The sequence below is a fragment of the Streptomyces sp. R35 genome (assembly GCF_041053035.1).
GTDB classification, from domain to species: domain Bacteria; phylum Actinomycetota; class Actinomycetes; order Streptomycetales; family Streptomycetaceae; genus Streptomyces; species Streptomyces lutosisoli.
Genome location: NZ_CP163440.1, coordinates 11,077,178 through 11,097,967, shown reverse-complemented (window position 1 = coordinate 11,097,967; position 20,790 = coordinate 11,077,178). Strand labels below are relative to the sequence as shown.

The following is a 20,790-nucleotide window of genomic DNA, read 5'->3' as shown; positions in this document are numbered from 1 at the left end:
GCGCCCGTGACCTTGGTGACGTGCTTGACGGCCGCCTTCTCGGTGGGGGTACCGGACTTGGCGACGCAGGTCTGGAACTGCTCGACCTGGGTCTTGTCCTCCTTCGCCGGCGCCTTCTTGGTGTCTTCCTTCTTCGCGTCCTTGGCCGCGCCCGTGTCGGTGGTGGTGACGGCCTTGTCCTTGTTGCTGGTGCCGGCGGAGTCGGAGCCGCTGTTGCCCGCGGTGGCGATGCCGATGATGACGAACAGGACGAGGATGCCGCCGCAGCCGAGGCCCGCGATCTTGCCGACGCTGCGCTTCTTCGGCGGCTGGGGCGCCGTATCCGGGGTGCTGCCGGTATTGCTGACTCAGGGTCTCCCCTGGGGATGGTTCGTGACTTGCGGGTGTACGACTCGTGAAGAAGTCGCATTGTTGTACAGGGTTCAAATTCTTCGTTCGATCGAGTCAAAGCGCGTTTTGCCTGGTCATCGGGGTGTACGCCGCTCTGCTCGCGCATCGCCCGGTCACCACTGAGTGGTGAACTGCCGGCGCCGCTCCGGCGTCCGACTGCCCGCTCGTCCTTCTTGTAGTGCACGAACGGCGCCCCCACGGCGGCCGACGCGAACACCTGGTACGCCAGGCCTCGGGCCATCCCGCCCGCTCGGCGAGGACGAGAGCCTGGTTGAGGCCCATCAGAAGGGAGTTGACGGCCAGCTTCATCGCGGCGCCCGTGCCGGCACGGCCGAGCGGGTCGGTGTGGGCCGCCACGTCCAGCACGGGAGGGGCCTGCTCCAGCGCCGCTGCGTCGCCGCCCCCTGTGACCGTGAGCCGTACCGGAGCTGCGGGACGTCCTGGCCGCGGGAGGACCGCCGTTGATATATCGGCGAGCGGCGGTGACGAACGCGCGCTCGGCCTCGTCGTACATCTCCCGAACCCGGGCCGGAGGCACCGCTTCGCCCTCTGCCACCAGTACTCGCTCATTCACGGCATCCGGCGGCACGATCTGGCAGACGCAGATGAGCGATCGGCCGATCCTGGTCAGAAAGTCACGGAAGCCGAGCAGTTCGTCAGGGCCTTCGAGCAATGACCTCGCCCGTCCCGCCCCACAGGAACCAGACCCCGAGCCGGAGCCCGCCGCGGCCTGATGCGATGTCAGTGCCCCGCGCCACAATGGCCTCCTCGCCGACCAGCAGGGGGCCAGCGTGGCGTTCAGGGCCGTACATGCCGAGTGGGGGACCGTCTTCGCGCACCTGCCCGACCTCGGGTGCGGGCGCGGCTGGGAAGCGGTTTGGAAGACCCGGCCGCTCGCGCCGCTGGCCTGCGACGAGTGCGGCCACGCGATGTATGCGAAGACCTCCCGCACCGGCCTACGGTTCTTCGCCCACTCTCCCGGCGCCCCCACCTGCGCGCTCGCCCTGGAGTCGGTCGCCCACCACCTGCTGAAGCTGGAGTTGGCGAACGCCGCGCGGGACGCCGGCGCCCACGCCGAGCTCGAAGCCCGCGGCCCCCACGGGGCCTGGCGGGCGGATGTGCTGGCCACCGATCCCGCCGGGGCCTGGAAGACGGCACTCGAAGCGCAGCTCGCCCCGATCACCGACACCGACATCACCGCCCGCACCGAGCGGATGCACGCCGACGGTGTCACCTCGATCTGGTTCAGCGACCGGCCCCGCCCGCCGTGGCTGGGCGCCGTCCCCTCCGTCCGCCTGGAACGGCCCGAGGGCGCCAAGCACCTGATCGTCGCCGAGGGCCTGGTGAAGTTCACCGGAAGAGAATGGAGCGCCGTCCCGGCATCCCTCACCCAGCTCCTCACCTGGGCGTTCGCCCGCCGGATCGTCACACACGCCCCGCGCACGCCGCTGCGGTACCCGCAGCGGCCGCTCGCCACGGTGTGGACGGCGCCGCAGTACATCACGGCCGAGACCGCGCACCTGGCGGAAGAGGAGCGACAGCAGCGTGCCCGAGAAACCCGTCTGGCCTCGCTGCAACGGGAGAAGGAGAAGAAGCGCGAGACGATCCGCGCCAGGAACAAGGTCACCCGGGCCAAAGCCCTGGCCGAGGCCACCGCTGCCGAACGGGCTGCCCGCGCCCAACCACCCGGCAGACCCTGGCAGGTGGCCCGCGTCTTCCGCCTCGGCGTCGACCAGGCCCTGGCCAAGCTCGCCGACGAGCACTGCGTCATCGCGACCGTGGGCTTCAGCACCGGCGATCCCCGGTATGCCGGCGGTGTCCCCCTCGTCGACGAGCACGGCGTCCCGGCCGCCGTATTCGACCCCGACCCCGGGCGCGTACGCGGGGAGGCGTTCCTGCTGCTGGCCGGACTCCTGCTGATCTTCCCCAGCAAGACCGACCAACGCCGGTTCGAGAACGCGGCGAACATCAAGAAGAAGCACCGGCCGATCGACGGCTACCGCACCGAAATCGTCGAGACACCCGTGGCCGGAGCCGCCCGCGCCTGGGGAGGCAGCTCCTGCACCTGTGCCACTCCGCAGCTCGTCGCGAAGATCCAGAACGCTGAGTACCGGGCCGAACCGAGCGAGCAGATGGGGCAGGCCGCCAGGCTCTTCCGAGCCCAATGCAGGACGTGCGGCGGCAAGTACGAGAAACCGTGGCGACGGACCGGCAGCACACCCATCAACCAGACAAGCCGCCTGGAAACGTGAAAACCCACCCAGGAAACTACTGGCGGGTTGCTTGTCCCCCTGGGGTGCCGTTCGTCAACGGCACCCCAGGGGTGAGCGGGAAGACCGCAGCCTCCTACACCGCAATCCTCATGAGGACCGTGCAGGCAATCCCCTCTGCGTACCCGTCAACCGTGACGGTCCGCAAGGACGACAGCGCAGGGCGACGGTGGAAGACCATTCCGATGCCCGCGCCCAGGACGGCCACGCCCGCACCGGCCGCGGCCCCCGTCCAGCCGTGCTTCTTCGGTACCCACCATCACGGCGGCCAACCTGCCGGCGGCCGGTGACACTGCCCGCCCGCTCACGACGACCGCCCGAACGCACGGTGTGGGGCCGGGGCCCAGACTCTGCGGCTCCGATTCGGCACCAGGACGTGGACCACGGAATGCCCAAAGCGGTCTCCCGGCCGTGGTGACGGCGGTTGTCGGCGGTTGTCGGCGGGCAGCGACGCGGGGAAGGCGTGCCCTACCTGTTCCGGGCCGGAGGAGCAGGTGTCTCCCAGCCTCCGGGCCGGCACTCCCCCAGCAGGGATCTTCGGCTTTGGGCTGCCAAAGACCGCTGGGCCGGCACCTGCGGGACATGCTTTCGCCGCCACCGGTCCGACCACGTGAACTGGGCTGAAGGGAGGACCAGGACATGATCGAAAAGGCATCGGGCGCCGACGTGGAATCCCGCTGGGCTCCGGCGCCGGATCAGCTGCCTGATGACCTCACCGAGCTCATCGGCCCCACCCGGGGCACGGTCGTCCTCCCTCTTCACCTGGCATGGCCGGGGCTGCGCACATTCCATCTCGGTGACGAGAAGCTGCTGCTGGGGATGTACCGGATCGTTCTTCTGAACGGCACAAGCGAGGACTGCACCCGCTATCTCAACGCCGCGCAGCTGACCGCGCATTGGCCGGTCCTGCGCACGATACTGGGCCGCGGTGTGCGTACCGCGTGGGAGGACCGCTTCGCACCGTTGCGGCTGGCGGCTGCCACGGTCATCAGTTCCAGGCCGGTCACCGCGGTGGAGCCGCGCGGCGTCATCACCCGGGACGCGAACACGCCCAGGAGCCGGGCGAGTTCGGCTGGCGGAAGCTGCCCGGCCTCACCCCAGTGGCGGGCATCGAGCGCGTGCCACGACGCAATGCACAGATGCACGCACGAGCGCTCCGAGCCCTGCGCGGGGCGGTAGATCCGCGCCACGGCCCGAACCCGCGCTCCGTCAGCTTCCACTCCGCGCGGACCGTCCGTCTTGGCGGCACAGCACATGAAGCTCATCGGCAGACGCTGTCGCTGGAAGTGAACGAGGCCACCCGCCTCCGCAGCAGTGTCACGGGCCCTGACGCGCCGCTGCTTACTGGGCCGGGCCGAGGCGGGGAGACTCGGCCCGGGCCGGTGAGCGGCGGCGGTGCAGCGTGGCGTATGTCCGGGGGGCGTGCAGGGGTGCCCGATCGCCTGTGGGCGGTTTCTGGTCCGGTGTGGCCGGGTGTCACAGTCCCAGGGAGATGGCCAGTCGGGTGAGTTCGGCCGTGGTGTTGATGTTGAGCTTGGCCCGGATGCGGCGGAGATAGGCGTCGATGGTGTGCCGGGAGAGTCCCATGTGGCGGGCCGCCTGGAGGTAGGTGCAGCCCGAGGCGATGTGTCGCAGGGTCTCCAGCTCACGCGGGGCCAGTGCAGGTGCGGCTTCGGTGTGCGGCGTGGTGAGTGTGAGGCTCATGGGTTTTCCTCCGCGCGTCGGCTCGGTTATCACTGCTCACACCCTCGGAAGCAGAGGACAAATGCCCGAATGCTGCCTTTTGTCCGCTTTCAATAAGACTGCCCGGAGGACTTCATGACCGTGTCCGCCGACTGTCACAGGCGTGTCACAGGCCACATCCGCACGCGCACCACCCTGCGGTCGCAGAGAAGAGCCGTACCGCTACGGAGATGACGGCCGCCCCCGGCCCCCGCCCGGCACCCGGGGCGCCTTCCACAGCCCCGCAACGGGGTTCTTGGCCTGCGGAGCCGGCCCGGCCGCCTCCCCCCGGCCTGCCCGGGGAAGATCCCGCACCGTGCCCTGCGCCCCGGCGCGGGGAGGCCGGGCCGGCTGCCACCCGCTGCGCACATTGTGAAGAATCCCCTCCGGCGGGCCCCGGCGGTGAACGCCGCCGGGGCTGCGGGCACAGCGCGCCCGCAGCCGGGGCGAGACGAGGTGGGTGGGGGCGGGTGGGGGCGGGGGGTGGGGTCCGGACGGGCGGGGCGGGCGCGGCGGGCGGGTTGTGAGCGGCCCCTCGCGCATCCCGGAGCCGGGCCTGGGCGAGGCCTGGGCGAGGCCTGGGCTGGGCTCGGGTGACGGCGCCGGGTTGGTGCTCGGTGTCCCCCGGGATCATGCTTGTCAGGAGGGTCCCGGCCGTGCAGGTTCCCGAAGGGCGAGATGAGCGGCGATGGAGCGACGTCCCACCCCTGGCGGTGAGCAGGCGCAGGCGGACGCCCTGCCCGGGCCGGCCTACACGGCCACGGCCGTCGTCGACGAGCAGGGCATCGTGACGGGGTGGAGCGAGGGTGCCCGACGGCTGCTGGGCTATGAGTCCTCGCAGGTCGTGGGAGGCCGGGCCGCACGCCTGCTCGCCGAGGACGCCGGCGAGCAGGCATGGCGGGATGCGGCCGCACTCCCCCGGTGGAGCGGCACCGTGGCACTGCGGCACCGGGACGGCTCCCGGCTCGAGCGGCACCTGCTCGTGCACCGCCGGATGCTGGGCGGCCCGGTTGCCGAGTGGCTGGTGGTGTCCGCCGTGGCCGGCACACCGCACACGCCCGGGGGCGGTGTGCCGGCGGAATGGGTGTTTGGCCAGTCCCCCTGCATCCTGGCGGTCTTCGACACGGACCTGCGGCTGATGCGGGCCAATGCCGGCATGGAGCGTGCGCTGTCGCTCACCGAGGACCAGATGCGCGGGCTGCGCCTGACCGACCTCGCGCCGCACCCGGTGAGCGAGGAGGCCGAGGCGAAGATGCACCTGGCGTTCGAGAGCGGCGAGGTGCAGCAGGTGGAGGCCTGCCTGCGGCCCACCGGTGTCAGCGCGGAGCACGCCTGGCCGGCCTCGCTGGCCCCGCTGAAAGACCCCGACGGGCGGGTGCGCGCGGTGTGCCTGGCGGCCCACCACACGCTGCCCGAGCACCTCGCCCGGCAGCGGATGCTGCTGCTGAACGACGCCACCGCGCGGATCGGCACCACCGAGGACGTCTATCGCACCGCGCAGGAGCTGGCCGACGTCGCCGTCCCGCGCCTCGCGGACTTCGCCGCCGTCGACCTGCTTCAGGCCCCCCAGCACGGCGGCGAGGTGCCTGCCGCCGGGCCGGCCGGGCCCCTGACCATGGACCGCGCCGCCGAGCGGTCCCTGCTCGACGACGGCCCCGCCCCGCCCAGCGCCGCGCCGCAGCCCTCCCGCTACCCGGCGCTGTCACCGGTGGCCCAGTGCCTGGCCCAGGGCCATGGCGCCGTGTACGAGGTGAGTGATGCCGCCATCGCCCGGTGGGCGGCATCGGACCCGCAGGCCGCCTGGATCCGCGAGAGCGGGACCCACTCGCTGATGGTGGTGCCGATGCGGGCGGCGGGCACCACGCTCGGCGTGGCCCTCTTCAGCCGCCACCAGCGCCCGGAGCCCTTCGAGGCGGACGACCTGTGGCTGGCCGAGGAACTCACCGCCCGGGCCGCCGTCAGCATCCACAACGCCCGCCGCCACAGCCGGGAACACACCACCACCATGACCCTGCAGCGCAGCCTGCTCCCGCACACACTGCCCGACCAGGGCGCCCTGGACATCGCCACCCGCTACCTGCCCGCCGGCAGCCGGGCCGGCGTGGGCGGCGACTGGTTCGACGTGATCCCGCTGTCCGGCACCCGGGTGGCCCTGGTCGTCGGCGACGTGGTCGGCCACGGCATCCGCGCCTCGGCCACCATGGGCCGGGTGCGTACCGCGGTACGCACCCTCGCCGACGTCGACCTGCCCCCCGACGAACTCCTCACCCACCTCGACGACCTCGTCATCCACCTGTCCGCCGAAGAAGCCGGCGCGGAAAGCGCCGCCGAGAGCGCCGGAGGCATCGGCACCACCTGCCTCTACGCGGTCTACGACCCCGTCTCCCGCCGCTGCACCCTCGCCCGGGCCGGCCACCCCCCGCCCGCCGTGGTCACCCCCGACGGCGCCGTCCACTTCCTCGACGTCCCCGCCGGCCCGCCCCTGGGCCTGGGCGGCCTGCCCTTCGAGACCCTCGAGACCGAACTGCCCGAAGGCAGCCTCATCGCCCTCTACACCGACGGCCTGCTCGAAGCCCGCGACCACGACATCGACGAAGCCCTCGACAAAATGTTCCAGGCCCTCGCCCGCCCCGCCAAAACACTCGACACCGTCTGCGACAGAATCCTCACCTCCATGCTCACCCACCGCCCCGACGACGACATCGCCCTGCTCATCGCCCGCACCCGCGCCCTGCACACCGACCGCGTCGCCACCTGGAACCTGCCCTCCGACCCCGCCATCGTCGCCCAGGCACGCCAACACGCCACCACCCAGCTCACCACCTGGCACCTCGACGACGCCGCCTTCATCACCGAACTCATCGTCAGCGAACTCGTCACCAACGCCATCCGCTACGGCCACCCACCCATCCAACTCCGCCTCATCCACGAAAACACCACCCTCACCTGCGAAGTCTTCGACTCCAGCAGCACCGCCCCCCACATGCGCCGCGCCCGCACCACCGACGAAGGAGGACGCGGCCTACTCCTCATCGGCCAACTCGCCCAACGCTGGGGCACCCGACACGCCCCCACCGGCAAAACCGTCTGGGCCGAACAATTCCTCACCACCAACTGACCCAACCCCAACCCCAGCCCCTGACCCGCACACCACCACCCACCACCGCCCTCCACCAGCTGCACACCCCCCAGCCCCCCACCCGCACCCGGGCCCCTACCCGCAGGCACCCGACACCCGGCACCCGGCACGATCACGCCGGGAGAGCGCCGCAGCCCCCACTCGCCGCCCGAAGAGGCCAGACCCACAACCGCCACCGCCTGCCCCGCACCACCAGGCCGCCCGCATCCGGACCAGACCAGCAGCCACCGGCCGCCGCACCACACGCCCCGCACCACACCGTCCCGCCCGCCGCGCCGGCAACCCACCCAGAGGCCCCGCTCCAGAACAGCCACCGACGCACGACCGCCCCGCCAACAGCACCCGCGGCAGTCCGGCCCGCTCATTGATGGCGCTCTGTGAAATCGGCTCTGTCCGGAGTTCCGTGAAGCCAGTGATCAGGAAGGCTGCGGAGAGGGCCACGGCCGGCCGTCAGGTGCCGCAGCGGGGCGGTCGGCCAGTACGTAGTCGCAATACTCGTCACCGGCCATGGACTGATTTACCCAGCGTTCGCGTACGGCTCCGGTGCTGGTTTCGGCAGCGTTCAAGGCGGCAAGCGGATCGTTCGTGGTTGCCAGAAGGAGGCCGAAGTCCTCTTCCTCGCTGTCAAACAGCGGTGGCAGCGAATCCAGGTCACCAGTAAGGGGTTCGCAGTCGAGAGCGGAGTGCAGGTAGACCTCGCAAGTGCCTTGGGCGGGCCGTATCTCGACCCAGCAGATTCCGGGCCGCTCGGCGCTTCCAGACGGTCCGAGGAACTGCTCGACGGCACGCCCCCGCTTGAGGGCACCGAGGATGAATGGTTCTGCCAGGTAGCGCACGTCGGAAGGCTACGGCTTGATGAGAATGCGGGTCTGCAGGAGATCGAAGGACGCTCGCCCGTACATTGCTCGCTTGAGCGTTTTCACCCTGTTCACGTGGCCTTCGACGACGCCTGAGCTCCAGGGAAGGGTGAGCCCGGCGGCGACGGTGTCGAGGTCACTCGATCATACGAGGAGTGCACGCGACGGGCTCTCGACCGGCACGCCGGGCAACGAGGTGCGGGTCCGCACTCCGTAGCCGACACCACCAACGCCTCCGCGGTGAACGCGACCCGCTCCAACCGCACATCCATCTGTGGGAACAGCACATCTTGCAGCGAGCAGACTCCCATGACCGACAGATCCCCTGCCGAATCGTTCCCGCAGCCCCTCGCCGGCCTGGCGATTCACGGAACTGATGCTGTTGGTGATCTTCGCTCCGTTGAGTGAAGATCACCAACAGCATCCAGACGTTGGGCCAGAGCCTTTGAAGTGAACAAAGCCAATGGGGTCAGGTGCCGGCGTATTCGTCGATGACGCCGCAGGCGAGGCGGATGCCGCCCAGGTAGGCGGAGATGCCGTCAACGCCGTGCATGTGGGGCGCGTCCTGGAACCACTGCCGCCACAGGCCGCCCTCCTGGAGGAGGCGGCTGGCCCGGTCGCCGTGCAGGACGGAGTCGGTGTACGCCAGGGCGCCCATGGCCGTCGGCTGGTCGTAGGCGAGGTCGGGCCGACGCAGGTAGCGATCCAGGTAAGCGGCGAGCAGGTCGGCGTCCCGTGCGGCGCCGAAACTCGCCAGCGCCACGCAGTAGGCCCCACCCGCGCAGCAGACCTCGCTCTCCAGCAGCAGCGCTCCCAGACGCTCGCGGAAGTGGTCACGGCGCGAGACGGCGGCAAGCCATGCCGCGGTGCGCCGCTCTCGCCAGCTGCCTTCGAAGAGGGTGGTGAGCTCGGCGTCGGAAACAGCCTTCGCATCAGCGGCCAGGGCATGAACGAACGGCTCGTACTCCTCGCGCGGCATATGAAGTACCGCTCCGCCGAGCTTCAGATAGCGCCGCGCGGGGGCGCAATAGCGGCGGAACAGATCCTGTATCTCAGGGTCGTGGCGGATCACCACCCCATCCTCTCGCAACAAGCACGCAGCTGAGGGCGTGGGACACAATACGCCCGCGGTGATCCCGGGACGGGAGGAACGCCACCTGGGACCCGGGCCGGGTGAACGGGGTGTCGGCAGCACGCAGCGTTACCGCTCCACAAAAGTTGAGCCAGAGCCGCCCTGGCTTGGGCAAGGGCCCGGTTGACGGTGTGCTGGGTCGGGGTCAGCTCTCCGCCTGGTGGCCGTTTGAGGCCGGTGGTGACCCAGGTGCCGGCGCCCGTGTAGGCGCGGTCGGCGAGGACGGGGACACCCTGGCGTTCGCAGATCCGGATGATCTGGTGGGTGCGGGCTGCGGTGAGATCGTGGGTGCCGCCCGGCAGGGCGGGCGAGATCCACAGCAGCTCGCCTGTCGGATCGGTGAGGACCTGGACGTTCACTCCGTGCCGGCGGTGCTTGGCCGAGTAGTCCGCGCGGCTGTCGCCGACGCGGTCGCACTCGGCGAGGGGTCCGTCGAGGAGGACGAAGTCCGGGTCGTTCTCGCGCAGGGTCTTCAGCAGACCCGGGGCCCGGTCGGCGAGCAGGTTCGTCACGGTGGTGACGTAGGCCTGCGCGGTGCCGACGGATATGCAGAAACCAGCCGCGATCCTTACGAGGCTGTCGTGGCGGCGCAGGTACACCAGAGCGACGAGTGCGCGCTGGTGCGACGGGAGCTTGCACCGCCGGTCACCTTCGCGGGTGACGATGAGCATGGTGACCCACTCGACCAGGGCGTGCGGGAGGTCGAGTGCGGCAGGATAGGGAACCAACAGGGCTCCTGTGCCGGTGGGTTGAGACGTTCGAACACCTCCCTCAACGGCACAGGAGCACTGTCTGTTGCGAAACCCATCCTCACGCCGCTTCCGCCATCCGACCGGTGACCACGCTGAAAACGCTCCGTGTTCGGCCATGAGCGCATGGAACTGCTGCTGCTCGTAAGGGACCCCGGGCGGTAGGGCCGCGACATGCCAGTGGACATGAGTGTTTCCTTGCTGCGACCCCAGCGACAGCAGATACACCCGCTCCGGCGCCAGCACTTCTTCAACCGCGAGCGCCACATGGCGCACGGCTGCATCATCAGCACGTAGCCGTCCTCGGAGAACCCGCTGACGACGTCTTTCACGTGCACCTTGGGTGCGACGGGAACCTTTTCCGGCACCGTGGGCCACTGATCCATAGACGCGCGTGGTCAGCGTGGCGTAGACCAACTCGTGTCTGTAGTCAGGGTCTCCCTTGAGGAACGCGCAGACGAAACACGGCCCGAGACGCGCCCTGGTTTGGCCGGCTCTCCCTCCGGTACATCCCCCGGACGCGAGAGCCGTGTTCCATGGCACGGGGTGCACCTCGGAGTATGGGCATTGCCGGTAGCGTGATCGCCTGCCGCATGGAATGTCCATGTGTCCGGCCGGCCCGTGCGAGGGATTCCGGTGGCGAGCGATGGGACCGCGATGAGCGAACTGACGAAGCCCAGAATCGAGGTTCCGGAGGGTGACGCGCCCACCGAGTTGACGATCCGGGACCTCGTGGTTGGGGACGGCCCCGAGGCGCAGCCGGGCAGGGTCGTCCAGGTTCACTATGTAGGGGTCACGTTCGCGTCCGGCAGAGAGTTCGACTCCTCCTGGGAGCGGGATCGGCCGTTCAAGTTCGCCGTGGGCGGTGGCAGGGTCATCAAGGGCTGGGACCGGGGAGTAAGGGGAATGAAGGTCGGCGGCCGGCGCGAGATCATCGTTCCCCCGCGTCTCGGTTACGGCAAGCAGTCACCCTCTCCGTTGATCCCGGCGGGCTCGACGCTGATCTTCGTCGTGGACCTACTCACGGTCGTGGGCGGGCCCGCCGGAGCGAGGCCCGGCTCGACCGGCTCGGCCTGAACCTGGCGCTCCTGAGTGGCCGGGGACACCCTGTCGCTGCCACGTATGGACAGCTGCACTCCTCGACAGACACCTCCTCAACCCGTGGCGCGCGAGATGGCGGCCCGTCACGGGCGCCGGCACCTGGGTCACCACCGGCCTCAAACGGCCTCAGTGACAGCATCGGTGCCCTTCGCCGCATCAGGAACCGGTGTGCTGGGGCCAGGACGAATCGATTCGATGTCCAGATCGGCAACTTCGGCCTTCAGGAGGCGGGGCACCCGCTCCGCCGCCTCCGGATCCAGCTGGGGATCGGGCGCGACGACCAGCAGTACCTCCATCGCATCGTCCGCCCGCCTGTCCGCTGGCCGCCGGCCAGTCTTCGAAGCATCGTTCTGCATGCGTCCGCCCCCGTGGCTTTTGTCGCGATCTGAATCTCACAGTGTGACGTCAACCGACCACGAACGGCAGCCAGTCGGAGCTACTGACCGAGTCCAAGAACTCCGGCCCGCCCATTACTGAGAGTTGACTACCCCGGCCATGGTCACCGGGGGCCAGGGACGATCGAAAGCTCCCGCACGGCCGACACTTTGCGCACCGGCCGTCCCGCGCGTCGGCGTCGTAGGCGCGCCGCTCAGCGCGCCACTCGGTTCATCGACCCGGGAACGCTTATCAGCCACCCGCCAGCGGAAGTTGACGACCGCGCGGTCGCCGGGCACTGGGAAGGCGACCTCATCGTCGGCACCTCCAACCGCTCCGCGACCGGAACCTTGGGCGACCCCGCTCAGCTCGCTGCTCAAGCGATCACCGCCCTAGGCCGTTTCTTTCGGATCATCTGATCGTTGGTTGATGTGTGCCGCTGACTGATGCCTCGTGGGCGAGGGTCGAGCCGTTGCTGCCGGACCGGACCCATCGGCGGGGTGGTCGGTGGCGCGATCACCGACAGGTGATCGACGCGATCGCGTTCAAGTACCGCACAGGCACGCCGTGGACGGACCTGCCCGAGCACTTCGGCTCTTGGAAAGGTGTCCACAACCGGCTGCGGAAGTGGGCAGCCGACGGCACCTGGGAGAAGGTCTTCACCGCTCTGCTCGCCCAGGCCGACGCCGAAGGTGACCGGGACTGGGTTGTCGCGGTCGACTCCACCATCGTGCGCGCTCACCAGCACGCCGCCGGGGGCCTGTCAAAAGGGGCCCCGGCCGGCGAGCCGGACGACCATGCCATCGGACGGTCCCGCGGCGGGCTGACCACCACAATCCACCTCGCCACCGACGGCCGCTGCCGCCCCCTCGCATTCGTCCTCGCACCCGGCCAGGCAGGCGACGCTCCCGCGTTCACCAAGGTCATGGCCCAGTTACGGGTACCGAGGCCCATCGGCCGCCCCAGGACTACGCCGGACGTGGTCCTGGCCGACAAGGCCTACTCGTCCCGCGCGATCCGCACCCATCTCCGCCAGCGCGGGATCCGGGCGGTGATCCCCCAACCCTCCGACCAGATCGCCAAGCGCAAGAAGCGAGGCCGATCCGGCGGTCGCCCACCGGCCTTCGACCGCGAGACGTACAAGCAGCGCAACGCCGTTGAGCAATGCATCAACAAGCTCAAGCAATGGCGCGGTCTGGCCACTCGATACGACAAGACCGCCGCCATCTACCTTGCCGGACTCCACATCGCCGCCATCATCATCTGGTCGGCGAGGTGATCCGAAAGAAGCGCTCTAGTGCTGTCAGTGCCCGTTGATAACGTGCTTCGTCCAGTCGTGGAGTTCATGAAGGGACGGGGTACGTGCGGAATGTGACATGCCATCAGGTCGGCGAGCAGCGGTTGGCCGAGGCGCTCGACGACATCGACGGGCGGGCCTACACGCGGTGGCACTCGCTGCGGTACGGCAGCATCTCGCCGACGCTGATCCGGTCCATGGCGGACGAACTGCTCGACCATGTCGCCGCGCGAACGGTGACGGAGCCGGGGCTCGACGCTGCGGCCGGCACGGTCGCCGTCACCGCCGCGGAGTGCGTGCACGGAGTGCTGAGCATCATGTGCTTCCCGAGCGGGGACCAGGAACTCCGGTTCCCCCTCGTCGGGGAGCGGATCAGCACGGACCCGGACGACGACGAGTTCGGGGACGGGCCCATCACCTTCCGGGACGTCGTCAAGGAGGCGCCCACCGCGCGGACCTGGCTCGACATGTTCGAGATGTGTGTCGTCAGCGGGCAGGTGTGGGACTGGGAGCGGGTCACCGGGCTGCTGCTGCGCGGTGACTACGCGCCCGCCATCCGTGACGGCGTGCCCCACAACCGGTACACCTCCGTCTCCGACCCCGCCGACCTCGCCGCCATGGACGCCCTGTGCCCCTATCTCACCGAGGCGGCCGGGCATCTGCCCCGCGACTGGCCTACGGTTCCGCTGCGCAAGCCGGACGCCGGGGAGCGCACGGAGGCCGCCCAGCGGCTCGACGAGGTCGGCGACGCGCTGAGCGCGGACCAGCGGCTGCTCCGCGTACTCCTCGACGACGACCAGCACGCCTTCGAGGACGCCCTCGTCGCCCGGCTGGTCGCGTACCGGGAGAGCGTCGAGGCCGACGTCGGCGATCCCGCGCCCCGGTCCCTCCTCCCCCTCGGCACCCTCGCCCTGGCCTGCCTCGCCGTCCAGGTCCATGGGTGGGAACTCGGTGTCCGGTCCGGGTATCTGCCGTACGGTCTGCTGGGATCGCCGGACGCGCCGCGCCGGGCGGCGGAGGGCAACCGGAACAATTTGGGCTGCTGGGCCGCCAAGTAGGCCACCCGGGGTGCGGAGGTGGGTCTGGCCCGACATCCAGGACATCGTCGTGGAGACGGACTCGTCCCCACCGAGGCAGTGCGTACGTCTGTGCGATAGCCAAGGACGGAAGACCACCCTGCCCCACGTCGGCGAACGCCATCTGCCGGATCTCCACGCCCTTCGACCCCGGTAGCCCCGACGGCGCCGAGCCTCAGGCCGTGTCTTTCGCGATGATCCGAAAGACACGGCCTAGTCGTCTCTAACCACGGCGGCCGCCAGCTGGACTTCTCCCGCAGTGCCCCCGACGCCCTCCCCGAGATCGTGGACGCCGTCGCCGGGCAGTGCGCGGTCGTCCTCGACGGCGGGGTTCGGCACGGCGCCGACATCGCCAAGACCCTGTGCCTGGGCGCGGACGCGGTGATGGTCGGACGCCCGGCCCTGTGGGAGCTCGTCCACTCCGGCGCGGAGGGCGTCGCGGACGTCCTGCGGCTGCTCATGGGTGAGTTCGAGGAGGTCATGGCCCTGATGGGGGCGCCGACCGCGGCCGACTTCGAGCGGTCCGGGGTGGTCCTTCCCGGGGGCGCCCACTTCTCCCCCTGACGCCGCGCGTCCACCCGGACGCCCGAAGGCGCCTTCGGCCTGCACCGCGTGGTATGCGGCGGGGGCCCAAGGCGCCTTATCGTACGGTCGTTGGGAGCGCGGCGTCAGCCGAGCTGCCCGGTCGGCCGCATGGTGATGTGGTTGATGTCCACGCCCGCGGGCTGGTTGACGGCGAAGACGATCGTGTCCGCGATCTGCTCGGCGGTCATCGTCGGCGTCGCCTCGGGGGTGCCGCCGCGCTCGTCCCAGAACGGGGTGTCCACCACCCCGGGGGCGACGACGGTCACGCCGACTCCGTCCTTGCCGACCAGCAGCCGGGTGTTCTCGGCCAGCGCGTGCGCGGCCCACTTGGTGACCGAGTACAGGTTGCCAGGCGTGTTGCGCACCCCGGCGACCGAACCGATGATCACGATCCGGCCCTTGGACTCCCTGAGGTGCGGCAGGGTCTCCCGCACCAGCAGGGCCGGGCCCAGGACGTTGGTGAGGACCATGGCGCGCATGTCCTCGGGGGCGTGGCTCTCCAGGTTGCCGGGCAGTGAGAAACCGGCGTTGGCGATGACGTTGTCCAGTCGGCCCCACGCGTCCACCACGCGGCGCACGGCGGAGGCGACGTCGTGCGCGTCGCTGGTGTCGCCGGTGATCGTCAGCAGCCGCTCGCCCGCTCCGGCCGAAGCGGCGAAGGCGGCCAGCTTGTCTGCGTCACGTCCGGTGACGGCCACGCGGTGGCCCTGCTTGAGCAGGGCGCGGGCGGTGGCGGCGCCGATTCCGGTCGAGCCACCGGTGATCAGCGTGACGGGTTCCATGGGACGGCCTCCTCAGCGATATGGGTCACCGGGGCTCCGCCAGGGTCCCGGATGCCGATGAACGCGAGGTGGCGCGTGAGGTCGGCCGACTCCGGGTCGCCGGTTCCCCGAAACGCCTGCACTATACCCAGCGATCTTCCCGCCGAGCCGGTACGCCATCGCTGACCGGCCACGATGCCGTACGAAGTGGCCGAACCCGCGCTGCCGGCCCCCATGTTGGGCCCTGCGCGGCGCGCAGGGCCCGGGCTGCGCTCACGCTCCTGGCCCGGCAAGCATGACGGGGAGGAGTACGCGAGGAACCAGCGGTTGGCTGTGATCATGTCTCGCGTGTTCTTCGCGGAGTTTCGAGGTGCTGTTCCCTCATCTGGCCGGTGTCGGGGTCGAGCTTGGCCCCGCCCTTGCTCGCGGGATGGACGTGGTCGACCGCATCGGACGCTCCATGACCGCACACGAGGCAGATGTCCGACTCGGCGAGGATCCGTGCTCTCAGCTTGCGGAACTCGTATGTCGTGAGTTCGGAGCGGTCGGTGGTCACGACTCCCACCCCCGTGAAAGCGGCGGTTCAGGAGGTGCTCCTGACCCAGGGGCCTATCCGAACGGGTTGTCGCCCTGCGTCTGTACGGAGGCGGTGACCGCAGCGAGGTAAGCCGTGTACGTCTCCCGCTGGTTCCAAGTGAACATGACTGTCCGGGAGTTGTTCGCGATGGCCTTCTGAGTCTCTGCGGTGGCCATGCGGAGTTGACCTCGGTCCTGCTCGGTTGCGAGCTGTACGTACCCGTTCACGAGGCGGGTGAGTTCTTTGGATTGAACCTTGATCACCTCGCCGAAGGGGATCACAGAGTCCCTGGCGCCGGTCATCTTCCCCATGAGCTTGCGCTTGATCTCGGCCCGATCCGTGTAGACCGTGACGGTCGCGACGTAGCCCTTGAACACCTGGGGCTGGGGCGCAGGGGCACCCTTGGAGAAGTCGTATGCCATCAGGCCAGTGTGGCGTCATCGGCGTCGGCGTGCAGCGGGAACGTGCGAAGGCCCGGGGGTCTTGTCGTGCCCTTCGTCCTCGGGGATCAGATGAACCCCACCGCCTTCTGGAGCGACAGACATTCTGGGATGGTTGGGAGGTAGATCCAATCAGTGTTGCCCTAGCCCTGGCTGTAGCTGCCTCAGGTGTCGGCGCTGGTAGCGCAGTGTGGAGTGTGCTCTATAGCTGGGCGGCTCGCTTCTTCCGGCGTGAGGTCGATGCCGAACGAGATCGCCTTCTTCACGAGGTACTGGACGAGCCCAGGGTCGTTGGTGACGCAGAAGGTGACGCTGGCTCAAAGGAAGGCGCGCCCGATGTAGTCCTTCCCTCTCATGCTGTCGATCGGCGGTTCTCGAAACTCTTGATCGAGTACTACGCCTACGGACTCACGCAAGCGCGTCGCAGCTTCAGCGTCAGCTTGATGTGCTCCGTGCTGGGCGGTCTGGTGCTCATAGCAGGCGTGGCTATGGCCATCTTCAAAGCGGACAGCTCGGGGGATCAATACGCCTCGGTGGTGGCGAGTGTGGCAGGTCTGCTGACGGCTGCTATCGGCACGCTTTTCCATCGCCGCGCTGATCAGGCGTTGAAGCACATGGAGTCCCAGACTCAGTCGCTCCGTCAGGATATGAAGGTCGAGCGTGACGCCAGTGAGGCTGTCCGGCTACTCGAAGAGGTTGACGACCCGGCACTGAAGGCACACCTTCAGGCGGCGCTAATCCTCAAGTTCTCCGCCGCGAAGCTCCCTGAGCTGGGCGGCGTCCTGAAGTCGGCCCAGCCCCTTCCAGAGCCCAGCGCCAACGGAGCGGTTCCGCCTCAGCCATCGGAGTCCGAGAGTTCCTGACGGGCGTCAAGGGGCACCGCTCCCAGGTTTGTTGGAGCCGCGGTGGGGAATGTCCTTGGTGTTCAGCCCTGAGAGGGGAGGAACCCGCCCTTACATAATCCGATGGGCGCGAAAAGACACCAGGCAGAGGTATGCCGGGGCCTTGACGCGCCCCGTAGGTGTGCCGTGGTACCCGGAGAAGGGACCCACGGCAGTGAACACTTTCAACGCGGCTCTTGGTGCAGCCGCCGCAGCCCTCGCGCTCGGGGCGGAAGTCTTCCGCTTCCTTCGTGACCGTCCGGACCAGCGAAGGTCCGAGTCACCCGACGACGCTGAGGACGAAAGCTGACTGAGCCGGCCGTCTGGCGCTCGGGGCGCCAGGCGGCCGGTGCGAGCATCCGCTTCGCCTTAGCTCTCGTGGCCAACTCGGCCTGGGCGACGTCGAGATGGCGGAAGAGCTTCCGGCGCTGGTGGTCGAGCCTGTGACCTTCAGGTGGCCCTGGCGGACCCAGGAGTAGACGGTCTGGACGTCCACGCCCACGAAGAGCGCGGCCTCCTTGACCGTCAGCCAGATCTCGTCCTCCATGACGGCCTCCCTGAAAAACGAAAAGGCCCCGTCCTCCTGGGGAGTCAGGGCTGATTCAAAGTCCTGGGGGTCATGGAAACGTGCAGGTCGCTGGGGTGTGACGATTCAGCGGAAGCCCGTCACGAACACAACGAAGCTCCGGTTGACGGGGTGACCTTCCCAAGTCGCCCTGCCCATCCGGAGCTTCGATGTGCCGCCAGTCTGCCACTGTCTGTCTGACCAAGTCGCCCACTGCCGCCCAGCGCGGTGTGAACGGTGTCGCCGAACGGCTGGCCGTTCTTCGTGATCCGCGAGACCGGCGGGGACGGCGCCATTCGCTGGTACCGGTCCTGCTCACCGCCTGCTGCGCGGTGCTGGCCGGGGCTCGCTCCTATCTGATCGTGAGCCAGTGGGCCCGCCGCGCGCCCCTGGATGCACTCGCCCGCCTCGGCGTGCGCGCCGCCGGCCCGCTGGGCGTGCGCCGCGCACCGTCGGGCTCCACCATCCGCCGCCTCCTGACCCTCGTATGTCCCGGCGGGCTTGCCGACCTGCTCGGATGCGACCCTGCGGGCAGTCGGCACCGGGCCGTGGACGGCAAGGCCGCCCGTGGCTCGCGCACGGACACAGGCCCGGCCGCCCACCTGCTCTCCGCCGTCCTGGAAGGCGGACGCACCGTCAGCCAGCTGCGGGTGCCGGACAAGACCACCGAGGTCACCGGCTTCACGAAGCTGCTGTCCCCGTTCGACCTGGCCGGTGTCGTGGTGACCGCCGACGCCCTGCACACCCACCTCGACCACGCCAGGTGGCTGGCGGAGGTGAAGAACGCGCACTACCTGCTCGTGGTCAAGCGGAACCAGCCGACGCTGCACGACGCGTTGCGCTCGCTGCCGTGGAAGGAGGTGACCGCCCGCCGCTACGACCGAGAGGCCGGGCACGGGCGGCATGAGACCCGTTCGGTGCGCACGCTCACCGTCACCGGGCTCGGACTGAACTTCCCGCACGTGGCGCAGGCCGCGAAGATCCACCGGCACCGCACCGACCTCAAGACCGGCAAGATCACCCGTGAAACCGTCTACGCCATCACCGACCTGACCGCGCGGCAGGCGTCTCCCCAGGCCATCGGCCAACTCGCCCGCGCACAATGGGGCATCGAGGCCGTGCACCACGTGAGAGACACCACGTTCGGCGAGGACGCCTCGAAGATCCGCACCGGGCACGGACCCGAGAACATGGCCACGCTGCGCAGCTTCGCGATCAGCACCCTGCGCACCGCCGGGCACCACAGCATCTCCGCCGGCCTGCGCGAGGTCTCCTACACACCCTTCACCCGTGCTGGGCAGGGGTTGATGGCAGGTGGTGCAGATGCCGGTCCAGCACCTCAGGGTGTTCTGGAGGGTGTCGAGGACCTGGTAGAGGGTGAGGCCGGTGCGGGGGCTTTTGGGGACAGGCGTTGTTCGGTGAGGAAGGCGTGGGCGGCGGTCACGAGGGTGACGTGGTGGTGCCAGCCGGGCCAGGAACGGCCTTCGAAGTGGTCCAGGCCCAGGCCGTGTTTGAGTTCGCGGTAGTCGTGCTCGATGCGCCAGCGGACCTTGGCCAGCCGGACCAGGTCGGCGATCGGGGTGTGGGCCGGCAGGTTGGACAGCCAGTAATCGGTTGGAGCCTCGGCGTCTTCGGGCCATTCGACCAGCAGCCAGCAGTCGGGCAGGATGCCGTCCCACCAGCCTTGTTCGGCCGAGGCTGCGGCTTTGATCGGGCGTTCGACGGCTTTGCCTGCCGGACGGACACGTGTGGCAGCGAAGCGGGAGCTTAACTCTCCTCGTGAGCCGTGGCGCCAGGTGAGGGTGGTGAAGGCTTGTGGCTCGAGTCCCGCGGCAAGGGCCGCCACTGAGGGTGCCCGGTGGCGGTAGCGGGGCTGGGGCCGGCAGCCGACCGTCCCGTTGCGGGCCGGGGCCGCAGGCTTGGCGTCGAACGGGTGGGCCGTCGTATCGGATCGGATGGCGAGCACGTAGGCGAGTTGGCGGTCGTTGAGTGCGGCCCGCAGGTGTGCGTTGGTGCCGTAAGCGGCATCGGCCACCACCGCCGGCGGCGTCATTCCCCAGTCGGCGAGGGTGTCGAGCATGTCCAACGCCAGACGCCACTTCTCCCGATGCGTGACCTCGGGCGGGATGATGGTCTTGGCCCGGCGTTCGCTGTCCAAGGCCCATTCCCCGGGCAGGAACAGCCGCCATTGCAGCGGGCACGAGGCGGTGTCACTCGCCGCGTGGACACTGACGGCGACCTGGCAGTTGGCGCGTTTGCCCAAGGCTCCGCAGTACTGCGGAGCCGCCCCGACCGACATCTGGCCGTCCTTGGGCACCGACACATCGTCGATCACCCAGGCCGCCGCCTTGACCAGCGGCAGCAGGCGTTCGTTGATCCGCCGCTGCACCGGCACCGGATCCCAGGTGGACTGGTTCACGAACTGCTGCAGGTTCTGCTCGTTGCCGTCCGGCAGCCGCGAGGCCATGGCCTGAATCGACTTGCGGCGGCCGTCCAGCATCAGCCCCCGCAGATAGCAGTCGCCCTTGGCCCGCTGGTCCTTGCGCGGCACCGAGGCGAACACATCAGCCACGTATAACGCCAACGTCGCCCGGACACGGTTCACTTCATGTGCGTCCACACACCCAACATGCTCGTGATCAGGAGCAATAGGAAGACCTAACGGAGTCCTACTACGCGCCGGCCGGGTGGCGCTTGCGACCGTTGTACGGGCGCAGGTGCCACGTCCTTTCCGTGGTGAGCTTGTGGACCGTATGCCACGTCGTCACGATGCGCGGCGTGCCCTTCCCGTCCATCTCGTGGCGGTTGATGGCCGTATCCCGTGACGAGGGGTCAGTGACCGGCCATGCGTGGGGATTTCGCACCACCACTGC

Annotated in this window: 16 protein-coding genes and 4 pseudogenes; 9 read left to right on the top strand and 11 right to left on the bottom strand. The window is 69.3% G+C overall.

The window, feature by feature from the left end; all coding sequences use genetic code 11:
- Nucleotides 1-24 precede the first annotated feature (24 nt).
- Nucleotides 25-513 (top strand): hypothetical protein, encoded by a 489-nt coding sequence (locus tag AB5J50_RS50220; RefSeq protein WP_369265170.1) that lies wholly within the window; start codon nt 25-27, stop codon nt 511-513.
- Between the two features lie 668 nt (nt 514-1,181).
- Complete coding sequence (locus AB5J50_RS50215) at nt 1,182-2,642, top strand: competence protein CoiA (RefSeq protein ID WP_369265169.1); 1,461 nt, start codon at nt 1,182-1,184, stop codon at nt 2,640-2,642.
- Between the two features lie 1,001 nt (nt 2,643-3,643).
- Here AB5J50_RS50215 and AB5J50_RS50210 read toward each other — a convergent pair.
- A pseudogene (locus AB5J50_RS50210) lies at nt 3,644-3,900 on the bottom strand (transcriptional regulator); the annotation flags it as partial.
- 236 nt (nt 3,901-4,136) lie between these two features.
- Nucleotides 4,137-4,364, bottom strand: coding sequence for a response regulator transcription factor (locus AB5J50_RS50205; RefSeq protein ID WP_369265168.1), 228 nt, complete (start codon nt 4,362-4,364; stop codon nt 4,137-4,139).
- A 706-nt stretch (nt 4,365-5,070) separates the two neighbouring features.
- Between AB5J50_RS50205 and AB5J50_RS50200 the strand changes: the two genes are divergently transcribed.
- Nucleotides 5,071-7,500: a SpoIIE family protein phosphatase gene (locus AB5J50_RS50200; RefSeq protein WP_369265167.1), complete on the top strand. Its 2,430-nt coding sequence runs from the start codon at nt 5,071-5,073 to the stop codon at nt 7,498-7,500.
- Between the two features lie 437 nt (nt 7,501-7,937).
- Here AB5J50_RS50200 and AB5J50_RS50195 read toward each other — a convergent pair whose 3' ends face one another.
- The 3 genes and pseudogenes from AB5J50_RS50195 to AB5J50_RS50185 form a co-directional block, all read right to left on the bottom strand.
- Entirely contained in the window at nt 7,938-8,357 is a 420-nt protein-coding gene (locus tag AB5J50_RS50195) for a hypothetical protein (protein WP_369265166.1), read from the bottom strand.
- Nucleotides 8,358-8,847: 490 nt separating this feature from the next.
- Nucleotides 8,848-9,450 carry a DUF6000 family protein gene (locus AB5J50_RS50190; RefSeq protein ID WP_369265165.1) on the bottom strand — a complete coding sequence of 201 codons (603 nt, stop codon included), beginning with the start codon at nt 9,448-9,450 and terminating at the stop codon, nt 8,848-8,850.
- 158 nt (nt 9,451-9,608) lie between these two features.
- Nucleotides 9,609-10,238, bottom strand: a pseudogene (locus AB5J50_RS50185) (transposase family protein); the annotation flags it as partial.
- A 678-nt stretch (nt 10,239-10,916) separates the two neighbouring features.
- Here AB5J50_RS50185 and AB5J50_RS50180 point away from each other — a divergent pair.
- Nucleotides 10,917-11,336 (top strand): FKBP-type peptidyl-prolyl cis-trans isomerase, encoded by a 420-nt coding sequence (locus AB5J50_RS50180; protein WP_330301739.1) that lies wholly within the window; start codon nt 10,917-10,919, stop codon nt 11,334-11,336.
- A gap of 140 nt (nt 11,337-11,476) precedes the next feature.
- On the opposite strand, the gene AB5J50_RS50175 is transcribed toward AB5J50_RS50180, so the two are convergent.
- Nucleotides 11,477-11,656, bottom strand: a complete 180-nt coding sequence (locus tag AB5J50_RS50175) for a hypothetical protein (protein WP_369265164.1) — start codon at nt 11,654-11,656, stop codon at nt 11,477-11,479.
- A gap of 512 nt (nt 11,657-12,168) precedes the next feature.
- Here AB5J50_RS50175 and AB5J50_RS50170 point away from each other — a divergent pair.
- The 3 genes and pseudogenes from AB5J50_RS50170 to AB5J50_RS50160 all read left to right on the top strand — a co-directional run.
- Complete coding sequence (locus tag AB5J50_RS50170; RefSeq protein WP_369265163.1) at nt 12,169-13,014, top strand: IS5 family transposase; 846 nt, start codon at nt 12,169-12,171, stop codon at nt 13,012-13,014.
- 83 nt (nt 13,015-13,097) lie between these two features.
- Nucleotides 13,098-14,090 (top strand): immunity 49 family protein, encoded by a 993-nt coding sequence (locus AB5J50_RS50165; protein ID WP_369265162.1) that lies wholly within the window; start codon nt 13,098-13,100, stop codon nt 14,088-14,090.
- 237 nt (nt 14,091-14,327) lie between these two features.
- Nucleotides 14,328-14,672: pseudogene (locus AB5J50_RS50160) on the top strand (alpha-hydroxy acid oxidase); the annotation flags it as partial.
- Nucleotides 14,673-14,776: 104 nt separating this feature from the next.
- Here AB5J50_RS50160 and AB5J50_RS50155 read toward each other — a convergent pair.
- The 3 genes from AB5J50_RS50155 to AB5J50_RS50145 all read right to left on the bottom strand — a co-directional run bounded on the left by AB5J50_RS50155 (nt 14,777) and on the right by AB5J50_RS50145 (nt 16,453).
- On the bottom strand, nt 14,777-15,475 hold the full coding sequence (locus AB5J50_RS50155) for an SDR family oxidoreductase (RefSeq protein WP_327318577.1): 699 nt from the start codon (nt 15,473-15,475) through the stop codon (nt 14,777-14,779).
- 316 nt (nt 15,476-15,791) lie between these two features.
- The gene (locus tag AB5J50_RS50150) at nt 15,792-16,010 is read right to left on the bottom strand and encodes a hypothetical protein (protein WP_369265161.1); all 219 of its coding nucleotides are present in this window, start codon (nt 16,008-16,010) and stop codon (nt 15,792-15,794) included.
- 53 nt (nt 16,011-16,063) lie between these two features.
- A complete protein-coding gene (locus AB5J50_RS50145; RefSeq protein WP_369265160.1) occupies nt 16,064-16,453 on the bottom strand; it encodes a hypothetical protein in 390 nt (129 codons plus the stop codon).
- Nucleotides 16,454-16,668: 215 nt separating this feature from the next.
- Here AB5J50_RS50145 and AB5J50_RS50140 point away from each other — a divergent pair, with 215 nt between their 5' ends.
- Nucleotides 16,669-17,334 carry a hypothetical protein gene (locus AB5J50_RS50140; RefSeq protein WP_369265159.1) on the top strand — a complete coding sequence of 222 codons (666 nt, stop codon included), beginning with the start codon at nt 16,669-16,671 and terminating at the stop codon, nt 17,332-17,334.
- A gap of 298 nt (nt 17,335-17,632) precedes the next feature.
- Here AB5J50_RS50140 and AB5J50_RS50135 read toward each other — a convergent pair whose 3' ends face one another.
- Nucleotides 17,633-17,899 carry a helix-turn-helix domain-containing protein gene (locus AB5J50_RS50135; RefSeq protein ID WP_369265158.1) on the bottom strand — a complete coding sequence of 89 codons (267 nt, stop codon included), beginning with the start codon at nt 17,897-17,899 and terminating at the stop codon, nt 17,633-17,635.
- Between the two features lie 188 nt (nt 17,900-18,087).
- On the opposite strand from AB5J50_RS50135, the pseudogene AB5J50_RS50130 reads away from it, so the two are divergent.
- Nucleotides 18,088-19,128 (top strand): annotated as a pseudogene (locus tag AB5J50_RS50130) (ISAs1 family transposase); the annotation flags it as partial.
- Nucleotides 19,129-19,256: 128 nt separating this feature from the next.
- On the opposite strand, the gene AB5J50_RS50125 reads toward AB5J50_RS50130, so the two are convergent.
- Complete coding sequence (locus tag AB5J50_RS50125) at nt 19,257-20,537, bottom strand: IS701 family transposase (protein ID WP_369265157.1); 1,281 nt, start codon at nt 20,535-20,537, stop codon at nt 19,257-19,259.
- Nucleotides 20,538-20,790 lie beyond the last annotated feature (253 nt).